This window comes from Pseudomonas sp. R1-6 (assembly GCF_051132115.1).
In the GTDB taxonomy this organism is placed as follows: domain Bacteria; phylum Pseudomonadota; class Gammaproteobacteria; order Pseudomonadales; family Pseudomonadaceae; genus Aquipseudomonas.
This window is the reverse complement of the sequence record NZ_CP071662.1, coordinates 2,237,910-2,260,031: the sequence shown is the minus strand read 5'-3', so window position 1 is coordinate 2,260,031 and position 22,122 is coordinate 2,237,910. Positions and strand designations below refer to the sequence as shown.

24 protein-coding genes are annotated in these 22,122 nt (G+C 61.4%); 20 read left to right on the top strand and 4 right to left on the bottom strand.

What is annotated here, in order from left to right:
* Positions 1-130: 130 nt before the first annotated feature.
* The 7 genes from modA (at position 131) to J3P81_RS10430 (ending at position 5,186) form a co-directional block, all read left to right on the top strand.
* Complete coding sequence (gene modA, locus J3P81_RS10460; RefSeq protein ID WP_420767706.1) at positions 131-880, top strand: molybdate ABC transporter substrate-binding protein; 750 nt, start codon at positions 131-133, stop codon at positions 878-880.
* The gene (gene modB / locus J3P81_RS10455) at positions 880-1,560 is read left to right on the top strand and encodes a molybdate ABC transporter permease subunit (protein ID WP_420767705.1); all 681 of its coding nucleotides are present in this window, start codon (positions 880-882) and stop codon (positions 1,558-1,560) included. The genes modA and modB overlap by 1 nt, the downstream gene beginning before the upstream one ends.
* Positions 1,561-1,563: 3 nt before the next feature.
* Entirely contained in the window at positions 1,564-2,643 is a 1,080-nt protein-coding gene (gene modC, locus J3P81_RS10450) for a molybdenum ABC transporter ATP-binding protein (RefSeq protein ID WP_434563611.1), read from the top strand.
* A gap of 121 nt (positions 2,644-2,764) precedes the next feature.
* Positions 2,765-3,802, top strand: coding sequence for a DNA topoisomerase IB (locus tag J3P81_RS10445; RefSeq protein WP_434563609.1), 1,038 nt, complete (start codon positions 2,765-2,767; stop codon positions 3,800-3,802).
* Between the two features lie 133 nt (positions 3,803-3,935).
* Complete coding sequence (locus J3P81_RS10440; RefSeq protein WP_030142235.1) at positions 3,936-4,499, top strand: ATP-dependent Clp protease proteolytic subunit; 564 nt, start codon at positions 3,936-3,938, stop codon at positions 4,497-4,499.
* 221 nt (positions 4,500-4,720) lie between these two features.
* Positions 4,721-4,900 carry a general stress protein gene (locus J3P81_RS10435; protein WP_003182983.1) on the top strand — a complete coding sequence of 60 codons (180 nt, stop codon included), beginning with the start codon at positions 4,721-4,723 and terminating at the stop codon, positions 4,898-4,900.
* A 61-nt stretch (positions 4,901-4,961) separates the two neighbouring features.
* The gene (locus J3P81_RS10430; RefSeq protein ID WP_420767702.1) at positions 4,962-5,186 is read left to right on the top strand and encodes a hypothetical protein; all 225 of its coding nucleotides are present in this window, start codon (positions 4,962-4,964) and stop codon (positions 5,184-5,186) included.
* 179 nt (positions 5,187-5,365) lie between these two features.
* Here J3P81_RS10430 and J3P81_RS10425 read toward each other — a convergent pair whose 3' ends face one another.
* Both J3P81_RS10425 and J3P81_RS10420 read right to left on the bottom strand, forming a co-directional pair.
* Complete coding sequence (locus J3P81_RS10425) at positions 5,366-6,118, bottom strand: OBAP family protein (RefSeq protein WP_434563607.1); 753 nt, start codon at positions 6,116-6,118, stop codon at positions 5,366-5,368.
* Positions 6,119-6,205: 87 nt separating this feature from the next.
* Positions 6,206-6,742 carry a DUF3087 family protein gene (locus J3P81_RS10420; protein ID WP_434563605.1) on the bottom strand — a complete coding sequence of 179 codons (537 nt, stop codon included), beginning with the start codon at positions 6,740-6,742 and terminating at the stop codon, positions 6,206-6,208.
* Between the two features lie 217 nt (positions 6,743-6,959).
* Here J3P81_RS10420 and ppnN point away from each other — a divergent pair, with 217 nt between their 5' ends.
* The gene (gene ppnN / locus J3P81_RS10415) at positions 6,960-8,333 is read left to right on the top strand and encodes a nucleotide 5'-monophosphate nucleosidase PpnN (protein WP_420767699.1); all 1,374 of its coding nucleotides are present in this window, start codon (positions 6,960-6,962) and stop codon (positions 8,331-8,333) included.
* Between the two features lie 52 nt (positions 8,334-8,385).
* Here ppnN and J3P81_RS10410 read toward each other — a convergent pair whose 3' ends face one another.
* Both J3P81_RS10410 and J3P81_RS10405 read right to left on the bottom strand, forming a co-directional pair.
* The gene (locus J3P81_RS10410; RefSeq protein ID WP_434563603.1) at positions 8,386-9,048 is read right to left on the bottom strand and encodes an HAD family hydrolase; all 663 of its coding nucleotides are present in this window, start codon (positions 9,046-9,048) and stop codon (positions 8,386-8,388) included.
* A gap of 78 nt (positions 9,049-9,126) precedes the next feature.
* Positions 9,127-10,473 (bottom strand): MATE family efflux transporter, encoded by a 1,347-nt coding sequence (locus J3P81_RS10405; protein ID WP_434563601.1) that lies wholly within the window; start codon positions 10,471-10,473, stop codon positions 9,127-9,129.
* 277 nt (positions 10,474-10,750) lie between these two features.
* Between J3P81_RS10405 and J3P81_RS10400 the strand changes: the two genes are divergently transcribed.
* The 12 genes from J3P81_RS10400 (at position 10,751) to J3P81_RS10345 (ending at position 22,122) form a co-directional block, all read left to right on the top strand.
* Positions 10,751-11,968: a methyl-accepting chemotaxis protein gene (locus J3P81_RS10400; protein ID WP_434563599.1), complete on the top strand. Its 1,218-nt coding sequence runs from the start codon at positions 10,751-10,753 to the stop codon at positions 11,966-11,968.
* 9 nt (positions 11,969-11,977) lie between these two features.
* A complete protein-coding gene (locus J3P81_RS10395) occupies positions 11,978-12,346 on the top strand; it encodes a response regulator (RefSeq protein WP_003180343.1) in 369 nt (122 codons plus the stop codon).
* A gap of 15 nt (positions 12,347-12,361) precedes the next feature.
* Entirely contained in the window at positions 12,362-12,646 is a 285-nt protein-coding gene (locus tag J3P81_RS10390) for an STAS domain-containing protein (protein ID WP_434563597.1), read from the top strand.
* A 39-nt stretch (positions 12,647-12,685) separates the two neighbouring features.
* On the top strand, positions 12,686-14,782 hold the full coding sequence (locus J3P81_RS10385) for a chemotaxis protein CheA (RefSeq protein ID WP_420767694.1): 2,097 nt from the start codon (positions 12,686-12,688) through the stop codon (positions 14,780-14,782).
* 32 nt (positions 14,783-14,814) lie between these two features.
* Positions 14,815-16,473, top strand: a complete 1,659-nt coding sequence (locus tag J3P81_RS10380; RefSeq protein ID WP_434563595.1) for a methyl-accepting chemotaxis protein — start codon at positions 14,815-14,817, stop codon at positions 16,471-16,473.
* Positions 16,474-16,512: 39 nt separating this feature from the next.
* On the top strand, positions 16,513-17,049 hold the full coding sequence (locus J3P81_RS10375) for a chemotaxis protein CheW (protein WP_420767692.1): 537 nt from the start codon (positions 16,513-16,515) through the stop codon (positions 17,047-17,049).
* Positions 17,046-17,882: a CheR family methyltransferase gene (locus J3P81_RS10370; RefSeq protein WP_420767691.1), complete on the top strand. Its 837-nt coding sequence runs from the start codon at positions 17,046-17,048 to the stop codon at positions 17,880-17,882. Before J3P81_RS10375 ends, J3P81_RS10370 begins: the two co-directional genes overlap by 4 nt.
* Positions 17,879-18,376: a chemoreceptor glutamine deamidase CheD gene (gene cheD / locus J3P81_RS10365; protein ID WP_434563593.1), complete on the top strand. Its 498-nt coding sequence runs from the start codon at positions 17,879-17,881 to the stop codon at positions 18,374-18,376. Before J3P81_RS10370 ends, cheD begins: the two co-directional genes overlap by 4 nt.
* Before the next feature lie 2 nt (positions 18,377-18,378).
* Positions 18,379-19,458, top strand: coding sequence for a protein-glutamate methylesterase/protein-glutamine glutaminase (locus tag J3P81_RS10360; protein ID WP_434563591.1), 1,080 nt, complete (start codon positions 18,379-18,381; stop codon positions 19,456-19,458).
* Positions 19,459-19,941: 483 nt separating this feature from the next.
* On the top strand, positions 19,942-20,469 hold the full coding sequence (locus J3P81_RS10355) for an HvfA family oxazolone/thioamide-modified RiPP metallophore (RefSeq protein ID WP_434563589.1): 528 nt from the start codon (positions 19,942-19,944) through the stop codon (positions 20,467-20,469).
* A 68-nt stretch (positions 20,470-20,537) separates the two neighbouring features.
* Positions 20,538-21,389: an HvfB family MNIO-type RiPP peptide maturase gene (locus J3P81_RS10350; RefSeq protein WP_434563587.1), complete on the top strand. Its 852-nt coding sequence runs from the start codon at positions 20,538-20,540 to the stop codon at positions 21,387-21,389.
* On the top strand, positions 21,382-22,122 hold the full coding sequence (locus tag J3P81_RS10345) for an HvfC family RiPP maturation protein (protein WP_434563585.1): 741 nt from the start codon (positions 21,382-21,384) through the stop codon (positions 22,120-22,122). The genes J3P81_RS10350 and J3P81_RS10345 overlap by 8 nt, the downstream gene beginning before the upstream one ends.

Here is a 22,122-nt window from a genome sequence, read left to right as displayed (position 1 = left end):
GGGAGCGAGCTTGCTCGCGATGACGGCAGCCCTGCCACCGCTGACTTCTGACAAAATGCCACGTTCCGTTTGTCAGCCTTTCGCTATATATTCCGCTATATAGCGAACCCATTTCGACGGAACCCTGCCCATGCGCCTGACCCCACTCGCCCTGCTGCTTGCTACTTGCTTTTGTATCAACGCCGCCCAAGCCGATGAAGTGCAAGTCGCCGTCGCGTCCAACTTCACCGCCCCGATCCAGGCCATCGCCGCCAGCTTCGAGAAGGACACCGGGCATAAACTGATTGCCGCCTACGGCGCGACCGGGCAGTTCTATACCCAGATCAAGAACGGCGCGCCATTCGAGGTGTTCCTGGCTGCCGACGACACCACGCCGGCGAGGCTGGACAGCGAAGGCGACACCGTCCAGGGCTCGCGCTTTACCTACGCCATCGGCACGTTGGCGTTGTGGTCGGCCAAGACCGATTACGTCGACGCCAAGGGGCAAGTCCTGCGGGACAATGCCTTCCAACACCTGTCCATTGCCAATCCGAAAACCGCGCCGTATGGCCTGGCCGCCACACAGGTGCTGGAAAAGCTGGGGCTCACCCATCAGGTCAAGGGCAAGATCGTCGAGGGCCAGAACATCACCCAGGCCTATCAGTTCGTTTCCACTGGCAATGCCGAACTGGGTTTCGTGGCCCTGTCCCAGGTGTTCAAGGACGGCAAGCTGACAAGCGGTTCCGCGTGGGTTGTCCCGGGCGAACTGCATGATCCGATCAAGCAGGACGCGGTGATCCTGGCAAAGGGACGGGGCAACCCCGCCGCCCAGGCATTGATGAGCTATCTGAAGGGCCCGAAAGCCGCCGCCATCATCCAGGCCTACGGTTACCAACGCTGATGCCACTGACCGACGCCGATTACGCCGCCATCTGGCTGACCCTGAAACTGGCTTCGCTGACCACGGTGATCCTGCTTTTCATCGGCACGCCCATCGCCCTGTGGCTGTCGCGCACCCAATCGCGGCTTCGCGGTCCGGTGGGTGCGGTGGTCGCCCTGCCGCTGGTACTGCCGCCGACCGTGATTGGCTTCTATCTGCTGCTGGCGCTGGGACCCAACGGCTGGATCGGCCAATTCACCCAAGCCCTCGGGCTGGGCACCCTCACCTTCAGCTTTACCGGACTGGTGATTGGCTCGGTGATCTACTCAATGCCCTTCGTGGTGCAGCCGCTGCAAAATGCCTTTTCCGCTATCGGCAGTCGTCCTTTGGAAGTCGCCGCCACCCTGCGGGCCGGGCCGTGGGATACCTTTTTCAGCGTCATCCTGCCTTTGGCCCGACCGGGTTTCATCACCGCCGCAATCCTCGGCTTCGCCCACACGGTGGGTGAGTTTGGCGTGGTGTTGATGATCGGCGGCAACATCCCCGAGAAGACCCGGGTGGTGTCGGTGCAAATCTACGACCACGTCGAAGCCCTTGAGTACAGCCAGGCCCATTGGCTGGCGGCGGCGATGCTGGTGTTTTCTTTCCTGGTGCTGCTGGCGCTGTACTCTAGCCGCCGAACTCGCGCCGGTTGGAGCTGATCGATGATCGAGGCGAGGTTTCAACTCGACCGTGGCGATTTTTCCCTGGACCTGGACCTGCAATTGCCCGGCCGTGGGGTGACGGCGCTGTACGGCGAGTCCGGATCCGGCAAGACCACCTGCCTGCGCTGCATGGCCGGGCTGGACCGACCGACGCGGGGTTTCGTCGAGGTCAATGGCGAGGTCTGGCAAGACAGTGAGCGTGAGGTGTTCGTCCCGCCTCACAAGCGAGCGCTGGGGTACGTTTTCCAGGAGGCGAGCCTGTTCGATCACCTGTCGGTGCGCGACAATCTTCTGTTCGGCCTCAAGCGCGTTACCGCGGCGCAACGGCGCGTGGACATCAACCACGCGACGGAACTGCTCGGCATCGGCCATCTCCTCGACAGGCAACCTCACAACCTTTCCGGTGGCGAACGCCAGCGCGTCGGCATCGCCCGCGCCTTGCTGACCAGCCCGCGCCTGCTGCTGATGGACGAGCCTCTGGCCGCCCTCGATACACGCCGCAAAAACGAGATCCTGCCTTACCTGCAACGGCTCCACGATGAGCTGGATATCCCGGTGCTGTACGTCAGTCATTCCCAGGATGAAGTGGCGCGGCTGGCCGATCATATCGTGGTGCTGGACGCTGGGCGGGCCTTGGCCAGCGGGCCAATCGGCGAGACCCTCGCCCGGCTCGACCTGCCATTGGCGTTGGGGGATGACGCAGGCGTGGTGATCAACGGAAAAGTCGCCGGCTACGACCCGGACTATCAGTTGCTCACCCTGACCCTGCCCGACAGCCAGTTGAACGTGCGGGTTGCCCACACGGCGCTGGCGGTCGGGCAGCCGCTGCGCTTCAAGGTCCAGGCCCGGGACGTCAGCCTGAGCCTGGCGAGCGACGGGCAGACCAGCATCCTCAATCGCCTGCCAGTGGCGGTCGTCAGCGAACTGGCCGGCGACAATGCCGCCCATGTGCTGATCCGCGTGGAGGCCGCCGGCACACCGCTGATGGCGCGGATCACTCGGTATTCGCGCGATCAGTTGAAGCTGCATCCCGGACAGATCGTGTGGGCGCAGATCAAGGCGGTGGCGGTGTTGGCGTAGCCTTCGCGCCTGTAGGGCCAGCACACAAGCGTCCCAAGTGACATGAGAATCTCGGCACGACCGCAACGGGCAGAGGTCAATGAGTTCACAGGCCATTTGAATTCATCGCCAAGGATCAACCATGCCCGACACCCCGCTGCCCGATGCACTCCCGGCCGACTTGCACTATGTCGATGATACTGCGCCGGGCATCACCCGCAGGAAACTGCGAGGCAAATTCTGCTATTTCGACCCTTCGGGCCAGCGCATCACAGACGCGGCCGAAATCCAACGCATCAACTCCCTGGCCGTTCCGCCGGCCTACACCGACGTCTGGATCTGCTGCGACCCGCGCGGCCACCTCCAAGCCACCGGGCGCGATGCCCGTGGGCGCAAGCAGTACCGTTATCACACGCGCTGGCGCGAAGTGCGCGATGCCGACAAGTATTCACGCATGTTGGAATTCGGCCGCACCCTGCCCCGGCTGCGCAAACGCCTGGAAGAGATCCTCGCCACCCCCGGCTTCAGCCGCGACAAAGTCATGGCGACGGTCATCACCTTGCTCGACGTCACCCTTATTCGCGTCGGCAATACGCAATACGCCCGGGACAACCGCTCCTACGGCCTGACCACCCTGCGCAACAAGCATGTCGCGGTCAATGGCAGCGCCATCGCTTTCCAGTTCCGGGGCAAGAGCGGCATCGAACACCAGATCACCGTGAAGGACCGGCGCCTGGCGCGGATCGTCAAGCGCTGCCAGGAAATGCCCGGGCAGAACCTGTTCCAGTACCTGGATGAAAACGGCGAGCGCCACGCCATCACTTCTTCGGATATCAACGCCTACCTCAAGACCCTCACCGGCGCCGATTTCACCGCCAAGGACTACCGCACCTGGGCAGGCAGCGCGGCGGCGCTGGACGGCCTGCGCACACTGCAGTGGGAAACCGAAACCGAGGCCAAGCGGCACGTGGCCGAGATGGTCAGGCAGGTCGCCCGACAGTTGGGCAACACGCCCGCCGTCTGTCGTAAATGCTATATCCACCCCGCCGTTGTGGAGGGTTTCATGCGCGGCGTCCTGCACGAACTGCCCAAGCCCCGGGTTCGCAAAGGCCTGAGTGCCCAAGAAGCTGCGCTGACGATGTTCCTGCAGCGCATGGCCCAAGCCGTCGAAGCCTGTTGACCGAAGCAATCGAGCGCTGCGGGCCTCGATAAGCGAGTGACGGAAGTGGAACATCCGACAGCCGGCGGACTCCCAACTGTACAGAGCCGCTGATCCGCAGACTCGTCAACGCGTAAGTCGAGAGGAGTTTCAGATGTCCGAACACATCGTCCATTTCCATTGCCAGATCGATCAAGGAACCACCGAGCGCTTTCGGGACAATTGCCTGGAAGCCATTGAAAAAGGCGCCGACTCGCTGATGCTCAACCTCTCTACGGTCGGCGGTAGCACGAACTTCGGTTTCACCCTCTACACCTTCATCAAGTCTCTTCCCGTGCCGGTGCGCGCCGTGAACGCCGGCAACATCGAATCGATGGGCATCGTCATGTACCTGGCCGCCAGCGACCGCACCACCACGCCCCACTCGCGCTTCCTGATCCACCCGATGAATTGGTATTTCGGCCAGAAGTCGGTGGATCACTCGCGCTTGCGCGAATACCTGTCCAGCCTGGACAACGACGTGGCGCGGTATGTGGAAATCTACGTCAAGGAAACAGCCGGTGCCGCCACGCAACTGGATATCTTCAAGTGCCTGTGCGCCGAGGAGCGTGTGATCCCGGCGGAAAACTCACTGGCCTTTGGCATTGCCCACAGGGTTGAACAAGTGGTGTTTCCACCCGAAGCCAAGCATTGGAAAGTGAGCGGCGGTGAGGACTGAGTATTCGATGAATAAATATCATTTGCCGCCGCTTTGTTAATTAATCTTTTCGATGTTGTATAAGCTCAAGCGAAACGGCTGTATAAGTTTTTTCAGCAACACTTTTCAACTCACTACCGTTCGTCGCCAGCGAAACGTTTTTTCTAAACTTCCATCCGCCGTTTTCTTTCACAATACTGCGAGGCACGTTTACTCGCTTAACCAAAATGAGGATTCTCGAAATGGCTAATAGCGGAAACAAAAATCCAGGTAACTTCGCAAACGACCGTGAGAAAGCATCCGAAGCCGGCAAGAAAGGCGGACACGCTTCCGGCGGCAATTTTGCAAATGATCGGGAAAAAGCCTCTGAAGCAGGCCGCAAAGGTGGCGAACGCAGCCACGGCGGCGGCAGGAAGTCGTAACCCGAGAACCGTTGGGGCGCAGCTCTGCTGCGTCCTGGCGCTTGACTTGTCGAGGTAACGAATGAGCCAGGATCGATTCATCGTCAGTTTCATCGCCGACGGCCAACCCGATAGCCGGGTATTGGCAGGCGACACCGAGACGCTTACCACCGAAGAAGCCGAGGCACTCTTGCGAGTGTCCTTTACTGAATTAAAGAGCGTCAAGATCAGCGATGTTCAAGTTCAGAAAAGAACCAAGCCAAACGAAACGGAACATGATGTTCCGGGGCATTTCAAACAGCCGTAGTGTATATAACCTTTCTTTTCAACTCCCTGCCCCAGTGGCGAGGGATTTTGCTCCCGATGGGCTGCACAGCAGCCCAACTCGTATTAACAAAACATATATATCCAGGTGGATTGCCCTGGGCCGCTTCGCAACCCAGCGGGAGCTAGCTTCCTCGCCACAAAGCATTTGTTCAAATGACTTTAATGGGTATGCCCCGTCGGATCCTTTATCTGCCACACCTGCCCTTTGCGCCACGCATCTGCGCCAGGATCGATGTCCGGTGCGCTGATCGATTCGCGGGCGTGTTTCTTCGCTTCGCTGTCGATGCCCATCCGGCGGTCGCGTTCGCGCACCAATTGCGGATCGATCTGCCCATCGGCGGTGAACCCCATCATCAACTGCGGAACGCCGTAAGGCAGAGCGTTGCCCTGCTCGGTGTGCCAGGTGTGCCAGGTCTTGCCGTAAGTGCTGACCAGGTTCTTCATCAAGCGGGTTTCCGCCACCTCCGGTATGCCCGGCGCGACCAGTTGTCCAGACTTCACCTCATGCACATGGCTGTGCCACAGCTGCTTTTCGGCGGCGGGCAAGCTTTCGAACAGGCGCTTACTGATGATATATTCCACGCCCATCAATTTGGCCTTGGCGCTGTTGGCATCGAAGATGGCGCACTGGAACACTTCTTCGTTCAGTGCCGTGCAGTAATGGTGCGCTTCCATTTGCCCGGACATCCGGCCGTTATAAAAATGAAAGCCGTCCAGGTAGGTATCCAACGCTTGCAAAGGGGGTTTGTTCTGCATGATCCCGGCCCCCGCTTCCAGCGTCGCGGTGGTTGGGCTTTTCGCGGCGCCTGGCGCGTCTACCGGTGAGTGGCTGTTACCGCCCGCGCAGCCCGCCAATCCCACTGTAGCCACACACAACAGGGCCCAGGTTCCATGAACCATCTTTCCAGTCATCTCGACTCTCCTTTCCATGACTGCTCATGAGAAAGGCATTGGAAGACCGGGGTTTATTTTTTTCCCGAGGCAACCGATGAGCGGCCGTTAGCGGCGCTCGCCGTAGGCCTGTTTGACCGAGTCTATCCAGGTCGGGTCCAGGCGTGATTGCTCTGAATCCAGGCCCAGCGCCTGCATGTTTTCCAGATGCTCGTCGGCCTCACGGACCAACGAGGCGTGGTCGCTGGAATTGGCATCCAGCCGGTGCATCTGGGCCAGGCCCAGGTGATAGAAACGCAGTAGCTTCATCGCTGCCGGATCCCGGGCCTGCACACCGGCCTTTACCTGGTGCATCACGTTGGTGACGCTCATCAGGCTGCGCTTGAGCTGCCAGCCATACACCGCAGCGGCCATCCACGGCTGCGACCAGAAATAGCCGCGCATCAGCCCGACCATCACCAGCACGGCAGCGAAAACGCCGCCGACATTGAAGCGAAAATTATCGCCCCCGGGTGTACCGAACAGCATCACCGCCAGGCTGGACAACAGCATTGCCAGCGCCAGGAACACCACGGCCACGATGAGGGTGCTGCGACGGGTCTGTTGCCGGTAGTCGGCGGCGTCCCACGGTTTGATCTCGAACATCGCGTCGCAATTTCCTTGTATGGCGTGAAAAGACTCGCGCATTATCGCCTGCCCGGTCGATTTAGCTATGCTGGGGCTCATTTTGTGTTGCAACCGACCCGATGGATCCGGATCAAAGTCCATGGCGATACCGCAAGGATCGTGCGATCTTCCTGCGTGGACGTTTTTTTCAAGATGCCGCCGTCGTGCGAGCGGCATCGTTTTCAAGGAAAGCTGAATGACTCAAAGACATGTAATCAACGCTTCGGTAAGCCCCAAGGGCAGCCTGGAGACTTTGTCCCAGCGCGAAGTGCAGCAACTGAGCGAAGCCGGTTCCGGCAGCATCTACGATCTTTTCCGCCAGTGCGCCCTGGCGATTCTCAACACCGGCGCCCATGTCGATAACGCCAAGACCATCCTGGAAGCCTACAAGGACTTCGAGATCCGCATCCACCAACAGGACCGTGGTGTACGCCTGGAGCTGCTGAACGCGCCGGCCGATGCGTTCGTCGACGGCGAGATGATCGCCAGCACCCGGGAAATGCTCTTCAGCGCCCTGCGCGACATCGTCTACACCGAGAACGAGCTGGACAGCCAGCGCATCGACCTGAGCTCGTCACAGGGTATCAGCGACTACGTGTTCCACCTGCTGCGCAACGCCCGCACCTTGCGCCCTGGCGTGGAACCGAAAATCGTCGTGTGCTGGGGTGGCCACTCGATCAACACCGAAGAATACAAGTACACCAAGAAAGTCGGCCACGAACTGGGCCTGCGCAGCCTGGACATCTGCACCGGCTGCGGTCCCGGCGTGATGAAAGGCCCGATGAAAGGCGCCACCATCGCCCACGCCAAGCAACGCATCCAGGGTGGCCGCTACCTGGGCCTGACGGAGCCGGGCATCATTGCCGCGGAGGCACCGAACCCGATCGTCAATGAACTGGTGATCCTGCCGGACATAGAAAAGCGTCTGGAAGCCTTCGTGCGCGTCGGCCACGGCATCATCATCTTCCCGGGCGGCGCCGGTACGGCGGAAGAATTTCTCTACCTGCTGGGCATTCTCATGCACCCGGCCAACCAGGACCTGCCGTTCCCGGTGATCCTCACCGGGCCTAAAAGCGCTACGCCGTATTTCGAGCAGTTGCACGCGTTCGTCGGCGCGACCTTGGGCGAAGCCGCGCAGAAGCACTACCAGATCATCATCGACGACCCGGCCGAAGTGGCGCGGCAGATGACCCAGGGGCTGAAAGAAGTGAAGCAGTTCCGCCGCGAGCGCAACGACGCCTTTCATTTCAACTGGCTGCTGAAAATCGACGAAGGTTTCCAACGCCCGTTCGACCCTACCCACGCCAACATGGCCAGCCTGGGCTTGAGCCGCGACCTGCCCTCCCACGAACTGGCCGCCAACCTGCGCCGGGCATTTTCGGGGATCGTGGCCGGGAACGTGAAGGACAAGGGCATCCGCCTGATCGAAGAACACGGCCCGTACGAGATCCATGGTGATCCCGCGATCATGGAGCCGCTGGATCGCCTGCTCCAGGCCTTTGTCGCGCAACACCGGATGAAACTGCCGGGCGGCGCGGCGTATGTGCCGTGCTATCGGGTAGTGACCTGATCCCGAAATCGCTGAGGTTAAAAATGTGGGAGCGAGCTCGCTCCCACAGGGGCTAGCGTTGGTTTGAGACGCGTATCAATCCATCGTCCACCACAATGCTCAGCCCACGGTAATCCGCGATCTGCGAATGCACCGTCACCACCGGGTGCGTATGCGTGGCCGTCACTACCATTACGTCCATGTCCGCCGCCTCGCCAGCCTTGATTCCGGCTTCTGCGTCCTCGAACACCAGGCATTCCTGCGGAGCAACTTGCAAGCGTTGTGCGGCCAATAGGTAGCACGCTGGATTCGGCTTGCCGGCGCTCACGTCCTCGGCGGTCACCATCACGTCGGGGAGCGGAATCCCGGCCGCTTCCATGCGACGCAAAGCCAAGGCCATCGGCGCCGAGGTGACAATCGCCCATTGCGTCGGCGGCAGGCTCTTGAGAAAGCCCAGCGCACCGGGCACCTCGACCACCCCTTCCACGTCCTCGATTTCTTCGATGGTGAGCTGCGCGGCCTCGGCCTGGGCATCCACTCCTGGCAGGTTCTGGCGGGCAACGGTGTCGACGGCGCGCACGCCATGGATAGTCGGCAGGAATTTAGCCACGTCCAGGCCATGGCGCATGGCCCAGCGGGTCCAGATCCGCTCGGTGGCGGCGACGGAATTGAGCAGCGTGCCGTCCATGTCGAAGAGGAAGGCGCGGTAGGCGACGGTGGGGAGTTCTGCGGACATCGGGATCCTCGTAAATCGGAAAAGGTGACTAACCCTGTGGGAGCGAGCTTGCCCCCCAAGGGTTCCATGTCGGGCCGGTTACACCAACCGCTCGATCCGCTGGTGCTGCCAGACCCGTTTGTAATACAGCGTCTGCAGCAACAGCATGCTCAGGTAAGCCACCGGAAACGCCATCCACACCCCTTGCAGGCCGAAGTGTGCGTCCAGCAGGTAGGCGACCGGAACTTGCACGCCGATGATGCAGAAAATCGAGATCGCCACCGGCATCAGCACCGTGCCGCTGGCGCGCATGATGCCACCGATGATGGCCTGGAAGCCGAACACCAAAAGGCTCCATAGCATGATGTGCAACAGGTGCTCGGCCTGGACCCGCGCCGCCGGGTCGGTGATGAACAGGCCCAGCAACCAGTGGGACAACAGGTACCCCAGCAGCACCAGCCCACCGGTCAACCAGACGTTGATCAGCATCCCGGTGCGCAGGATCGGCCCCAGGCGTTCCAGGCGTCCGGCGCCGATGGCCTGGGCGCCGAGGATCGACGCGGTGATGGCAATCGACAGCGCCGGGAACTGCACGTAATTGACAATCTGCGTCACCGCGCCATAGGCGGCCGTGGCCTGGGACCCGTGGCGATTGACCAGGGCCAGGATGACCAACTCCGACAGCGAGATCACCACCATCTGCAATCCGGTGGGTAGGCCGATGCGCAGCACTTTGCCGAGGATGTCCCTGTCCAGGCGCATCGCCGCGAACAGCGCCCGATCCGGCGCCAAGGCATGGGCCCGTCGATTCAGGCGCCACGCCAGCATCGCCATCGCCGACGCGGTGCCCACCAGCCCCGCCAGCGCCGCGCTCTGGATGCCCATCTGCGGCAACCCCAGCCAGCCACGGATCAACGCCGGCGTCAGCGCCATCCCGACGCTGGTGGACACCAGCAACGCCAGCAACGGCGAAACGGTATCGCTGACACCGCGCAATAGCTGGGTGAAAAGCACAAACACCAGCAGCATCGGGAGGATCCACATCATCACCCGCGCATACGACACCGCATCCTCCAGCACGTCGGCGGGCGTTCCGAGGCCTTGCAGCCCCTCGCGGGCAAAAACACTGCCGAGGATCGCCGCCGTCAGTCCGATGATTGCCCCCAGCAGCAGCGTCGAGCCGGCAATCGCCTTCACGGTTCCCGTCTCGCCGGCGCCGTAGGCCTGCCCGATCAAGACCCCTGCCCCCGCGCCCAGGCCAATCACCAACGCGATGAAGAAAAACACGATGGGAAACATCCCCGACACCGCCGCCAGGGCCTGGGTGCCGAGCATTTGGCCGATGTAGATGCTATTGAGCGTACCGGACATCGATTGCAGGAAATTGGACAAGACCATGGGGGCCAAGAACAGCAGGTAGGTCTTCCAGAGAGGCTGGGTGGGCATGAGGGCTCGATGGCAGGTTCGAAAACTGGTGCGGGTAATTTAGCTCAATCCTTTCATTGTGTTTCACAGAATGATCTGACGAACACTGTTGAGGTTCACCGTGATTTCTTCCACAGGTCAGGGCACCTCGACATTTCCAGGATCTCGTCTATTCTGCGATAGCAATGTGCCACTTTTTTTCCAAAACCGGACGACTGGTCCTCAAGACCGGGTCGACTTTGCAGATAACCAGTTATTCGCAAATATCCTGTCAGCAATACTGTTCAAGGACCGAACCATGATGTCGTATTCCCACGACCATTCCCTTGCCACATCCCAGACGCACACCTCTTGGCACGCCTTGATCGTTGCCATCATCGCCGGCGCAGGGCTGCTGGTACTCAATGGCACGAGCGCTCAAAACATCGGTTTCAGTGCTGTGCTTCTGGTCCTTGGCGTGGGTGCCGGTATCTGGGGCGCGCGCTCGCAGCGCCTGCAATTGGACAAGGTGGCCGCAGCGGCCATCGCCCATCATGAACTGCAAGCCGCCGACCATGGCGCTCACAAAAGCAGCGCGCAACTCAACGAAGTGATCCTCGGCGCGATGCCGATCTGGGCCAAGCAAGTCGAAAGCTCACGGCAGCAGACAGAAACCGCGATCGTCTCGTTGACCAGCCGCTTCACCGGCATTTCCTCGCGTCTCGAAGAAACCGTACAAGCCTCGCAACTGGCCGCTGGCGAGTTGGCGGGCAGTGGTGGCGGCGGTGCCGTCCAGGTGCTGGCGCAGAGCGAAGGCGAACTGGTGAAGGTGATCGATTCGCTGAAGTGCACCCAGGCCAGCCGTGATGAAACCTTGGCCCAAGTGCGCAACCTGACGGCCTACACTGGCGAGTTGCGGACCATGGCCGCGGATGTCGCTGCGATTGCCGCCCAGACCAACCTGCTGGCCCTCAACGCCGCCATCGAAGCCGCCCGCGCAGGCGAAGCCGGACGCGGTTTTGCGGTAGTGGCAGATGCCGTGCGGGCCCTGTCGAGCAAGTCCAGCGAGACCGGCCAACAGATGTCGGCCAAGGTCGATGTCATCAACACCGCCATCACCCAATTGGTGCAGGCGGCTTCCAGCGGCGCCGACCAGGACAGCCAGTCCGTGGCCGTGTCCGAAGGCAGCATCCAACGCGTGCTCGAACGCTTCCAGAGCGTCACCGGCCGCCTCGCCGATTCGGCCGACATGTTGCAACGGGAGAGTTTCGGTATTCGAGACGAACTCACCCAAGTGCTGGTCAGCCTGCAATTCCAGGATCGGGTCAGCCAGATCCTCAGCCACGTGCGCGACAACATCGAGGACCTGCATGTGCACATGCAGCAAGCCAGCCACTCGCCCGAACAGGCCATCTCCATCGACGCCCGCCAATGGCTGGCGCGCATGGAAACCACCTACGCCACCGACGAGCAACGCCGCAACCATCACGGCGACTCGGCCGCGCAACAGACTTCACAGGAAATAACCTTCTTTTAGGAGCCCCTCATGGCGAAAAATGTATTGGTTGTCGACGACTCCGCGAGCGTTCGGCAGGTCGTCGGCATCGCGTTGAAAAGTGCCGGCTACGACGTGATCGAGGCCAGCGATGGCAAGGATGCACTGGGCAAGCTCAACGGCCAGAAAGTGCACCTGATCATCAGCGACGTGAACATGCCGAACATGGACGGCATCACCTTCGTCAAGGAGGTCAAGAAACTGGCCAGCTACAAGTTCACGCCGATCATCATGCTCACCACCGAATCCCAGGAATCGAAGAAGCAAGAGGGCCAGGCCGCAGGCGCCAAGGCCTGGGTGGTCAAGCCGTTCCAGCCAGCGCAGATGCTGGCGGCGGTGTCCAAGCTGATTCTTCCCTGATGGCTGGAGGCTTCAATGCCGCTGCTGTACGAAGTAGAAAATGACACCGCGCAGGTGCAGATCGACGGCGAGCTGACGATCTACACCGCCGCCGACCTGGCCGCGCAATTGCTGCCACGGTTGGGGGCCACGCCCGCCATGGTGCTGGACCTGTCGCAGATCACCGAGATGGATGGCGCCGGCCTGCAATTGCTGCTGATGGTTCAGCGCGAGGCGCCCAGGGCCGGGACCCAACTGACGGTGGCCGACCCAAGCAAAGCCGTCACCGAAACACTGGCGCTGTGCAACCTGGTTGCGTAGTCCCTTTGCAACACGTCGGACACGACAAAGGATATGAGCGTGAGCATCAATCTCGATCAGGCACAACAAACCTTCATCGTCGAGGCCCGTGAACAACTGCAGGCGATGGAAGAATCGTTGCTGCAATTGGAAAACGACCCCGGCGACGATGACGCCATCGGCGCGATTTTCCGAGCGGCCCATACGATCAAAGGGTCGGCTGGACTGTTCGGCCTGGAGCCGATCGTCAGCTTTACCCACATCGTCGAGGACGTGCTCGATCGCCTGCGCGAGGGCAGCGTCGCGGTGGACCCTGGCTTGATCGCGGTGCTGCTCAAGTCCGGCGACCACATGCTCGAATTGATCGACGTGGTCGCCAACCAGGGCTCGACGTTGCAGCCCCCTGCCCTGGCGCGGGAAATGGAACTGTGCCAGCTCCTGCAGGAGTACCAGGCGCCCCCGACCGCGACCGAACCGGATCGGGAAACCCAAGCCGAGCCAACCGGCTCAGCCGAAGCGTGCCTCTGGCACATCTCCCTGCGCTTCGGCCAGGACGTGTTCCGCAACGGCATGGACCCCTTGTCGTTCCTGCGCTACTTGCAGACCCTGGGTGAAATCGTCGACATCACCACGCTCACCGAGGCGATGCCGGCCATCGACACCTGGGATGCCGAATCCTGCTACCTGGGCTTCGACATCGCGTTCCGCTCCGCCGCCGGTTATACCGCGATCAATGAAGTGTTCGATTTCGTCCGGGAAGACTGTGCGATCGAAATCGTCGCCCAAGACGTCGAGGCCCAGGCAAGCATCGGCGAGGTCGCGACATCCCAGGCACAGAGCGACGAAAGCACCGCCATGGTCACCACGGGCGAGCTGATGCCGGACCAACGCAAGACCCCGCGCATGCCTGCCCAGGTCGCGCCTGACAAGCAGGCCGTGGTCAGTGACAGTAAAACCAAGGACGGCGCGTACGTCCGGGTCAATGCCGACAAACTCGACGAACTTATCAACCTGGTCGGTGAATTGGTGATCGCCAGCGCCGGCGCCAGCCTGTTGGCCCGTAACTGCCAGAACGACCCATTGCAGGAAGCCACCTCGTCGGTATCCGGGCTGGTGGAGGAGATTCTCGACGGCGCCTTGCGCCTGCGCATGATCCCCATCGGCGAGACCTTCAACCGCTTTCGTCGGGTGGTGCGCGATGTCAGCCAGGAGCTCGACAAGGACATCGACCTGATCATCAGCGGCGCGGAAACCGAGCTGGACAAGACCGTGGTGGAAAAGATCGGCGACCCGCTGATGCACCTGTTGCGCAACGCCATGGACCATGGCATCGAAACCGCTGAGGCGCGGCTGGCGGCAGGCAAACCGGCCAAGGGGCATTTGCACCTCAACGCTTACCACGACTCGGGCAGCATCGTGCTGGAAATCGCCGACGACGGCGCCGGCCTGAACCGCGACCGCATCCTGGAAAAAGCCCACGAACGTGGGCTGATCGCAGCGGGCGCGAACCTGACCGACCAGGAAATCTACAACCTTATTTTCGAACCGGGCTTTTCCACCGCCCAGGCCGTCACCAATCTGTCCGGGCGCGGCGTGGGCATGGACGTGGTCAAGCGCAACATCACGCTGCTGCGCGGCACGGTCGACCTGGACAGCCAGCCGGGCAAGGGCACCGTGGTGCGCATCCGACTGCCGCTGACCCTGGCGATCATCAACGGATTCCTGGTCGGCATCGGCCAGTCCACCTATGTCATTCCGCTGGACATGGTCCAGGAATGCATCGAGCTGAGCGAAGACGATGGCATCGCCAGCCGCGAACAAGGCTACCTCGACCTGCGGGGCGAGGTGCTGCCATTGGTGTACTTGCGCGATCACTTTCATCACGAAGGTCCGGCCTCGCGCCGGCAGAACGTGGTGGTGGTGCGCTACGCCGAACTCAAGGCCGGGCTGGTGGTGGATGACCTGCTGGGTGAATTCCAGACCGTGATCAAGCCTCTGGGCAAGCTGTTCGGCGCACTGCGCGGCATCAGCGGCTCGACCATTCTGGGCAGCGGCGCCGTGGCGTTGATCCTCGACGTACCGGCCCTGCTCACCCAGATCGCACAAATAGAAAACCGCTACAACTCGACCCCATTACAACAAGCCAACGCTCGCTGACGCTTCAACACTCCATGGAGAGGTATTCCCCAATGAAATGGTTCTACGACCTTAGAATCGCCACCAAACTGATCGCTTCATTTCTCGTGGTGTTGGCGCTGACCGCCGTCATGGGCGTGTTCTCGATCATCCAACTGGGCCAGGTGAACGGCACCGCTCTAGATATCCGTGAGAACTGGATGCCGTCCATGCGCGCCGCTTCAGGCATGCGCTTTTTTGCGGCGAGCTATCGCCTCAAGGAGAATCGCCATATTGCCGCCGACTCCGAACAGGAGCGCGTCACCCTCGAGCAAGAAGCCGAGGAAGCCAAAAAGGCCTTCGAAACGCGCCTGGGCACTTACGAAAAACTGCTCTCCAGCGCTGAGGATCGTCAGGCATTCGAAACCACCCGCGATGACTGGGCTTCTTACCTTGCAATCAGCAAAGACCTGCTCGCATTGTCCCGGCAGAACCTGACCGAGCAAGCCCAGGCGATGCTCAAGGGCGAATCCAAGAATCGCTTCGACCTGGTGACCAACGACTTGCAAAAACTTGTCGAGCTCAACGCGGCCGGCGCTGACGTCGCCAGTGCGCACGGCACCCGCTTGTATGAAAACGCACGTCTGTCGATCATCGCCGTGCTGGTCGCGGCCCTGCTGGTGGGCCTGGGATTGGCGCTGTTCGTCTCACGCATCATTTCCCGTCCGTTGAAACAGGCGGCGGTGGTGGCCGAGCAACTGGCCGAGGGCAACCTGAACGCGAAAATCGATGGCGGTTCCAAGGACGAAACCGGCATGGTGCTCAACGCCATGCAGAACATGGTCGGCAAGCTGTCGCACATCATCGGTGAAGTGCGCAACGCGGCGGACAACCTCGCCAGCGCTTCCGAGGAAGTCAGCGCCACCGCCCAATCGATGAGCCAGGCGACCAGCGAGCAGGCGGCCAGCGTCGAGGAAACCAGCGCATCCATCGAGCAGATGAGCGCCAGCATCAACCAGAACACCGAAAACGCCAAGGTGACCGATGGCATGGCCAGCAAGGCTGCCAAGGAAGCCACCGACGGTGGCGAATCGGTGCAGCAGACCGTGGTGGCGATGAAGAAAATCGCCCAGCGAATCAGCATCATCGACGACATCGCCTACCAGACCAACCTGCTGGCGCTCAACGCCGCCATCGAAGCGGCCCGCGCTGGGGAACATGGCAAAGGCTTCGCAGTGGTCGCTGCCGAAGTTCGCAAACTGGCCGAACGTAGCCAGGTCGCGGCACAGGAGATCGGCGAGCTGTCGTCCAGCAGCGTCGAGATGGCCGAGAAGGCCGGCAACCTGCTGAACGAGATGGTCCCGTCCATCAACAAGACCTCGGATCTGGTGCAGGAAATCAGCGCCGCGTCCGAAGAACAGGCCGCCGGTGTGGCGCAGATCAACACCGCCATGACCCAACTCAACCAGGTGACCCAGCAGAACGCCTCCAGCAGCGAAGAGCTGGCCGCCACCGCCGAAGAGATGAGCAGCCAGGCCGAACAACTGCAACAGGCCATGAGCTTCTTCACCTTGGACACGCCGCCCAAGGCCGCCCTCCAGGTCGCCCGGGTCGATAACACGCCCGGCCCGTCCAGCCGTAAACCGGCCCGGGCACCGGCACCGGTGATGCCCAAGGCGTTCGCCTACAACATGGCCAGCGCGCCGGACGAATCGGAATTCACCCGGTTCTGATGGCCCGGTTCCATAGGCTTGCTTAAAGGAGAAAAGGCAATGGGCGCCATCGCGACCACACGTCAGACCGCCAGCGCGGTCGAGGAAGAAGCGCAGTACCTGACGTTCATGCTCGGCACAGAGATGTTCGCCATCGGCATCTTGTGCATCAAGGAAATCATCGAGTACGGCAACCTGACCGTCGTACCGATGATGCCGGCCTTCGTTCGTGGAGTGATCAACCTGCGCGGCGCGGTCGTGCCGGTGGTGGATCTGTCGGCCCGTTTTGGCCGGCCGAACTCCACCATCAGCCGCCGCAGTTGCGTAGTGATCATCGAGGCCGCCAGCGCTGACGGCCTGGCCCAGGACATCGGGCTGCTGGTGGACACTGTATCGGCGGTGCTGGAAATCCCGGCCTCGCAGATCGAACCGCCACCGAGTTTCGGCGCGAAAATTCGCGCCGACTTCATCAGCGGCATGGCGAAGGTCGAGGGCAAGTTCGTCATCGTCCTGGAGGTGGATCGGGTGCTGTCCATCGACGAAATGTCCGAACTCGCCCAGGCCAGCCCCGCCGCACTGGAAGCGCCAGACTCATGAGCACGGACACTTGCAAGGAACGCACAGTGAATTCAATGGCGCTCACTGACCGGGAGTTCGGCCAGTTTCAATCCTGGTTGTACCAGGCCGCCGGCATCAACCTGTCGCCGGCCAAGAAAGCCCTGGTGGCCGGGCGCCTGTTCAAGCGCCTCAAGCACTATGAGCTGGACAGCTACGGCGAGTATTTCAAGCTGATCATGAGCGGCCAGCGCAGCGACGAATTACAAGTGGCGCTGGACCTGCTCACGACCAACGAAACCTACTTTTTCCGTGAGCCCAAGCACTTCGATTTTCTACGCGATCACGTGCTGCCCCATGCGACACCCGGCAAGACCTTTCGCCTGTGGAGCGCGGCCAGCTCGTCCGGCGAGGAGCCCTACAGCCTCGCCATGACCCTGGCCGAAAGCCTGGGCACCACGCCCTGGGAAGTCATCGGCTCGGACATCAGCATGCAAGTGTTGGCGAAGGCCCGTTCCGGGCACTATCCGATGGAGCGCGCCCGCAACCTGCCCCATTCGTTACTCGTGAAATATTGCCTCAAGGGCACCGGCAATCAGCAAGGCACCTTTCTCATCGATCGGGCGTTGCGCAACCGGGTCAACTTCATCCAGGTCAATCTCAACGACACGCTTCCGGAGTTGGGGGAGTTCGATGTGATTTTCCTGCGCAACGTGATGATCTATTTCGACCAGCCCACCAAAAGCAAAGTGGTTGCCCGACTGATCCCCCGGCTCAAGCCCGGTGGGTATTTCATCGTCAGCCATTCGGAGAGCCTCAACGGCGTTTGCGATGCGTTAAAGCTGGTCGCGCCTTCGATTTATCGCAAGCCATGAACGCCGCGATAAAGCCAGTCGCCGAAGTCTATCTGGGGCCTGGGGAGTTTCGCTTTGCGACCTGCCCGACCCGGCTGCGCACGATCCTTGGCTCATGCGTTGCCATCACCCTCTGGCATCCACGGCGCAAGATCGGCGGCATGTGCCACTTCATGTTGCCCAACCGGGTACGCTGCTCCACGGCGCTGAATGGGATGTACGCCGATGAAGCCTTTGAGTTGTTCGTCCGCCAGGCGCGGGCCCATCGCACCGAACCCGAGGAATACCAGCTCAAGCTGTTCGGCGGCGGCGAAATGTTTCCCGAGCTGCAACGCCACGTGGCGTTCGGCGACGTGGCGCGGTTGAACGTCAACGCCGCGCTGGAAATGGCCGCCCTCTATCGCCTGGACCTGATTGCCCAGGACATGGGTAGCACTGGCTACCGAAGTATTGTTTTCGACCTGTGCAATGGCGATGTCTGGGTCAGGCACCAACCGATAAGGACCTTGAATTAATCATGCCAGGCAGAAAAATCAATGTATTGCTGGTGGACGATTCCGCCGTGGTCCGTCAGGTATTACTGGCGATCCTGAGTGACACGCCGGACATCAACGTTATCGGCGCGGCGTCCGATCCGATCTTCGCCATGGATAAACTGGCGAAGGAATGGCCCGACGTGATCGTGCTGGACGTGGAAATGCCGCGCATGGACGGCATTACCTTTTTGAAAAAGATCATGAGCGAACGGCCCACGCCCGTGGTGATCTGTTCTTCCCTGACGCCCAAGGGCGCGGAAACCACGCTGCAAGCCATGGCCGCCGGCGCGGTGGAAATCATCACCAAGCCCACTAGCGGCCTGAAGAACTTCTTGCTGGACTCGGCGTCGGAATTGGTCTCGGCCATCCGCGCCGCCGCCCAGGTCAACGTCCGCAACCTGGGTAAACGCCCGGCCCCGGCCGCCCCGCTGACCCCGGCGGCCAAACTCAGCGCTGACGCGATGCTGCCCGCCGCCAACGGCCACGCCATGGCCCAGACCACCGAACGCATCGTCGCCATGGGCACCTCCACCGGCGGCACCCAGGCCCTGGAGGCGGTGCTGACGGCCCTGCCGCGCGTGTGCCCGGGCATCGTCATCGTCCAGCACATGCCGGAAAAATTCACCGCCTCATTCGCCGCCCGGCTCAACAGCCTGTGCCAGATCGAAGTGCGCGAAGCGAAGAACAACGACCGCATCCACCCGGGCCTGGCGCTCATCGCCCCCGGCGGCAAGCACATGATGGTGACCCGCAGCGGCGCGTTCTATCACGTGCAAGTGGTGGACGGCCCGTTGGTCAATCGCCATCGCCCTTCGGTGGATGTGCTGTTTCGCTCGGTGGCCAAGTTCGCCGGCCGTAACGCCACGGGCATCATCATGACCGGCATGGGCGACGACGGCGCCCGCGGCCTCAAGGAAATGCTCGATGCCGGCAGCGCCACCGTTGCCCAGGACGAGGCCAGTTGCGTGGTTTTTGGCATGCCCAAGGAAGCGATCAAACTCAACGCCGCCCAACGGGTGATGCCGTTGCTGGACATTGCGCAGGTGATCTTGCACCGCTGATCCGCGCATCTTTTCTCAAGCGAAAGCTGTGTGGCGAGGGAGCTTGCTCCCTCGCCACACAAAAGCTGTCTTAAACAGGCGAGATCGTCGCCAGCACACCAATCAGCAGCGTCAGCGCCAGGAAACCACCCAGAAAAATCGCCATCTTCGCCATGAGCTTTCTCCCAATAGAGCCATTGCGGCACGATCGAATTGTGGGACGAGAACTGAGACCGTTACAGACGCACCTGTAAGCGAAAAATACGGATCAGCGGAAAAAGGTTCGCAGCGCTCTGTATCCACGACACACAGCAATACAAACACACCGCCGCATGACACATCCCAGATACACGACAAGCGCCAAATGGCCCCGTCCGAACAGGCCAGTCCCGCCTTGCTTCGACCCGACGTGCCGAGCACCGGGCAAGCAACGTGACACCGCCACGGCACACGCCCCGCGCAACGCTTGCCAGGGGCCACACAGCTCTTATCTGGAGAAATCTCATGACGCGTACAAAAAATTCGAACTCCGCTCGCCTCGCCCTCGCCGCCCTGGCTTTGTCCGGCGGTTTGAGCCTGGCCCAGTCCGCTTTCGCCGTTGACACCCTGGCCCAGGGTTATCAATTGGCTTCGGCAGAAAAGACCTCTGAAGGCAAATGCGGTGAAGGCAAATGTGGCGCTGCCGAATCGGCCAAAAAGGCCACACAGGCTGAAGGCAAGTGTGGTGAAGGCAAATGCGGTGCCGCCGAATCGGGCAAAAAAGTCACCGCGGCAGAAGGCAAGTGCGGTGAAGGCAAATGTGGCGACGCGTCCTTCGCTCGTAGCGACACTGACGACGATGCTCGTGTGTCGCTGAAGGAATTCCTCACCGTCGCGCCGACCCAGCAAGCCGAGTTCGAAAAGATTGACAGTAACCACGACGGCTACCTGTCCGAGGCGGAAACCTACAAATACCGCACCGGCCAATACACAGCCAATGGCAAGAAAGTACCGACTGAGCTGTTCATCCATATGAGCCAGGCCAAGGAGTAAATCCCCCTTCGCTCCTCCCTCCTGGCCGCTCAGGCCGGGAGGGTTTGGCCATCCCCTGGAGAAGCGCGATGAGCACGTTCACTTCACCCTCCGGCGCCGGGCTCGGCCTGCGCCGTGCCCTGCTAAGCGACCTACTGGAAATGGCCCCCAGCGCCGTGGATTTCCTTGAGTGCGCCCCGGACAACTGGATCGGTGTCGGCGGCGTCTACGCCGAACAACTCGACCAACTCGCCGCACGGCACCCCATCACCTGCCACGGCCTGTCCCTGTCCCTCGGCGGTCCGCAGCCCCTCGACATTGAACTGCTGCGTGGTACTCGCCGCTTCCTCGATCGCTACGCCGTGGCGCTCTACAGCGAACACCTGAGTTACTGCTCCGACAGCGGTCACCTCTACGACCTCTTGCCGATCCCCTTTACCGAAGAAGCCGTCCATCACGTCGCCGCCCGCATTCGTCAGGCTCAGGACGTATTGGGCCAGCGCATCGCGGTGGAAAACATCTCCTACTACGCCGCGCCCTTCCAGGCCATGAGCGAGATCGACTTCATCACCGCCGTGCTACAGGAAGCCGACTGCGACCTGCTGCTGGACGTCAACAACCTCTACGTTAATGCGATCAATCACCGTTACGACGCCGAGAAGTTCCTCGCCGCCATCCCGGCCCAACGCGTCACCTACCTGCACGTCGCAGGCCATTTTGACGAAGCCGAGGATTTGAAAATCGACACCCACGGCGCGGCCGTCAAGCAAGACGTCTGGACGCTGCTACACCAGGCGTATCAACGATTCGGCTCGGTACCAACCCTGCTGGAACGCGACTTCAACTTCCCACCCTTGTCGGAACTGCTCGCTGAAGTCGGGCAGATCAAACACCTTCAAAAACTCGCTTGCCCGGCAACACCGGAGGCCCGCCATGCCTGAACAACTGCTCGACCAACTCAACTGCATGGCCAATTACGTCCGCAATCCTCAAAACCCACCACCGCCGGGAATTGAAACCCGACGCCTGGCCGTCTACCGGCAACTGTTCATCGGCAGCATCGAATCGCTGCTGGCCGCCAGCTTCCCGGTCATCCACCAAACCCTGCCAGACGCTGACTGGCGATGGCTGGTCCACGACTTCTACGCGAACTACCGTTGCCAGACGCCACTGTTCACGCAGCTGGGCGGGGAGTTTGTCAGCTATCTGGAACAATGTGCCAGCTCGCAGAACCACCCCGCCTGGCTGCCCGAGCTGGCGCAACACGAATGGAGCGAAAGCGCCCTGTTGCTGAATGATGCGGTGGAGCCCGCACACAATCCCCACGGCAATCTGGTTGAAGGCACGCCCGTGATGTCGGAACTCGCGTGGGCACACGCCTATGAATGGCCGGTGTGCGACATCGGGCCGGATCATCGGCCCATCGACAAACCAACGGCCCCGACGTTGGTCCTGCTTCAGCGCCGTGGTGGGCACGTGACGTTTTCACGCCTTGCGCCAATGGCTTATGCGCTGCTGGTTTCGCTGACGGAGCATAGGCGCAGCGGGCGGGAGCATCTGGTTGCGTTGGCCGAGGCGGCAGGAGTGACGGTGCGTGAGTTGATGCCGGTGGGGGTCGCGGCCCTTGAGGGGTTCAAGGCGCAGGGGATTGTGTTGGGAACGCGTTGGGGGTGA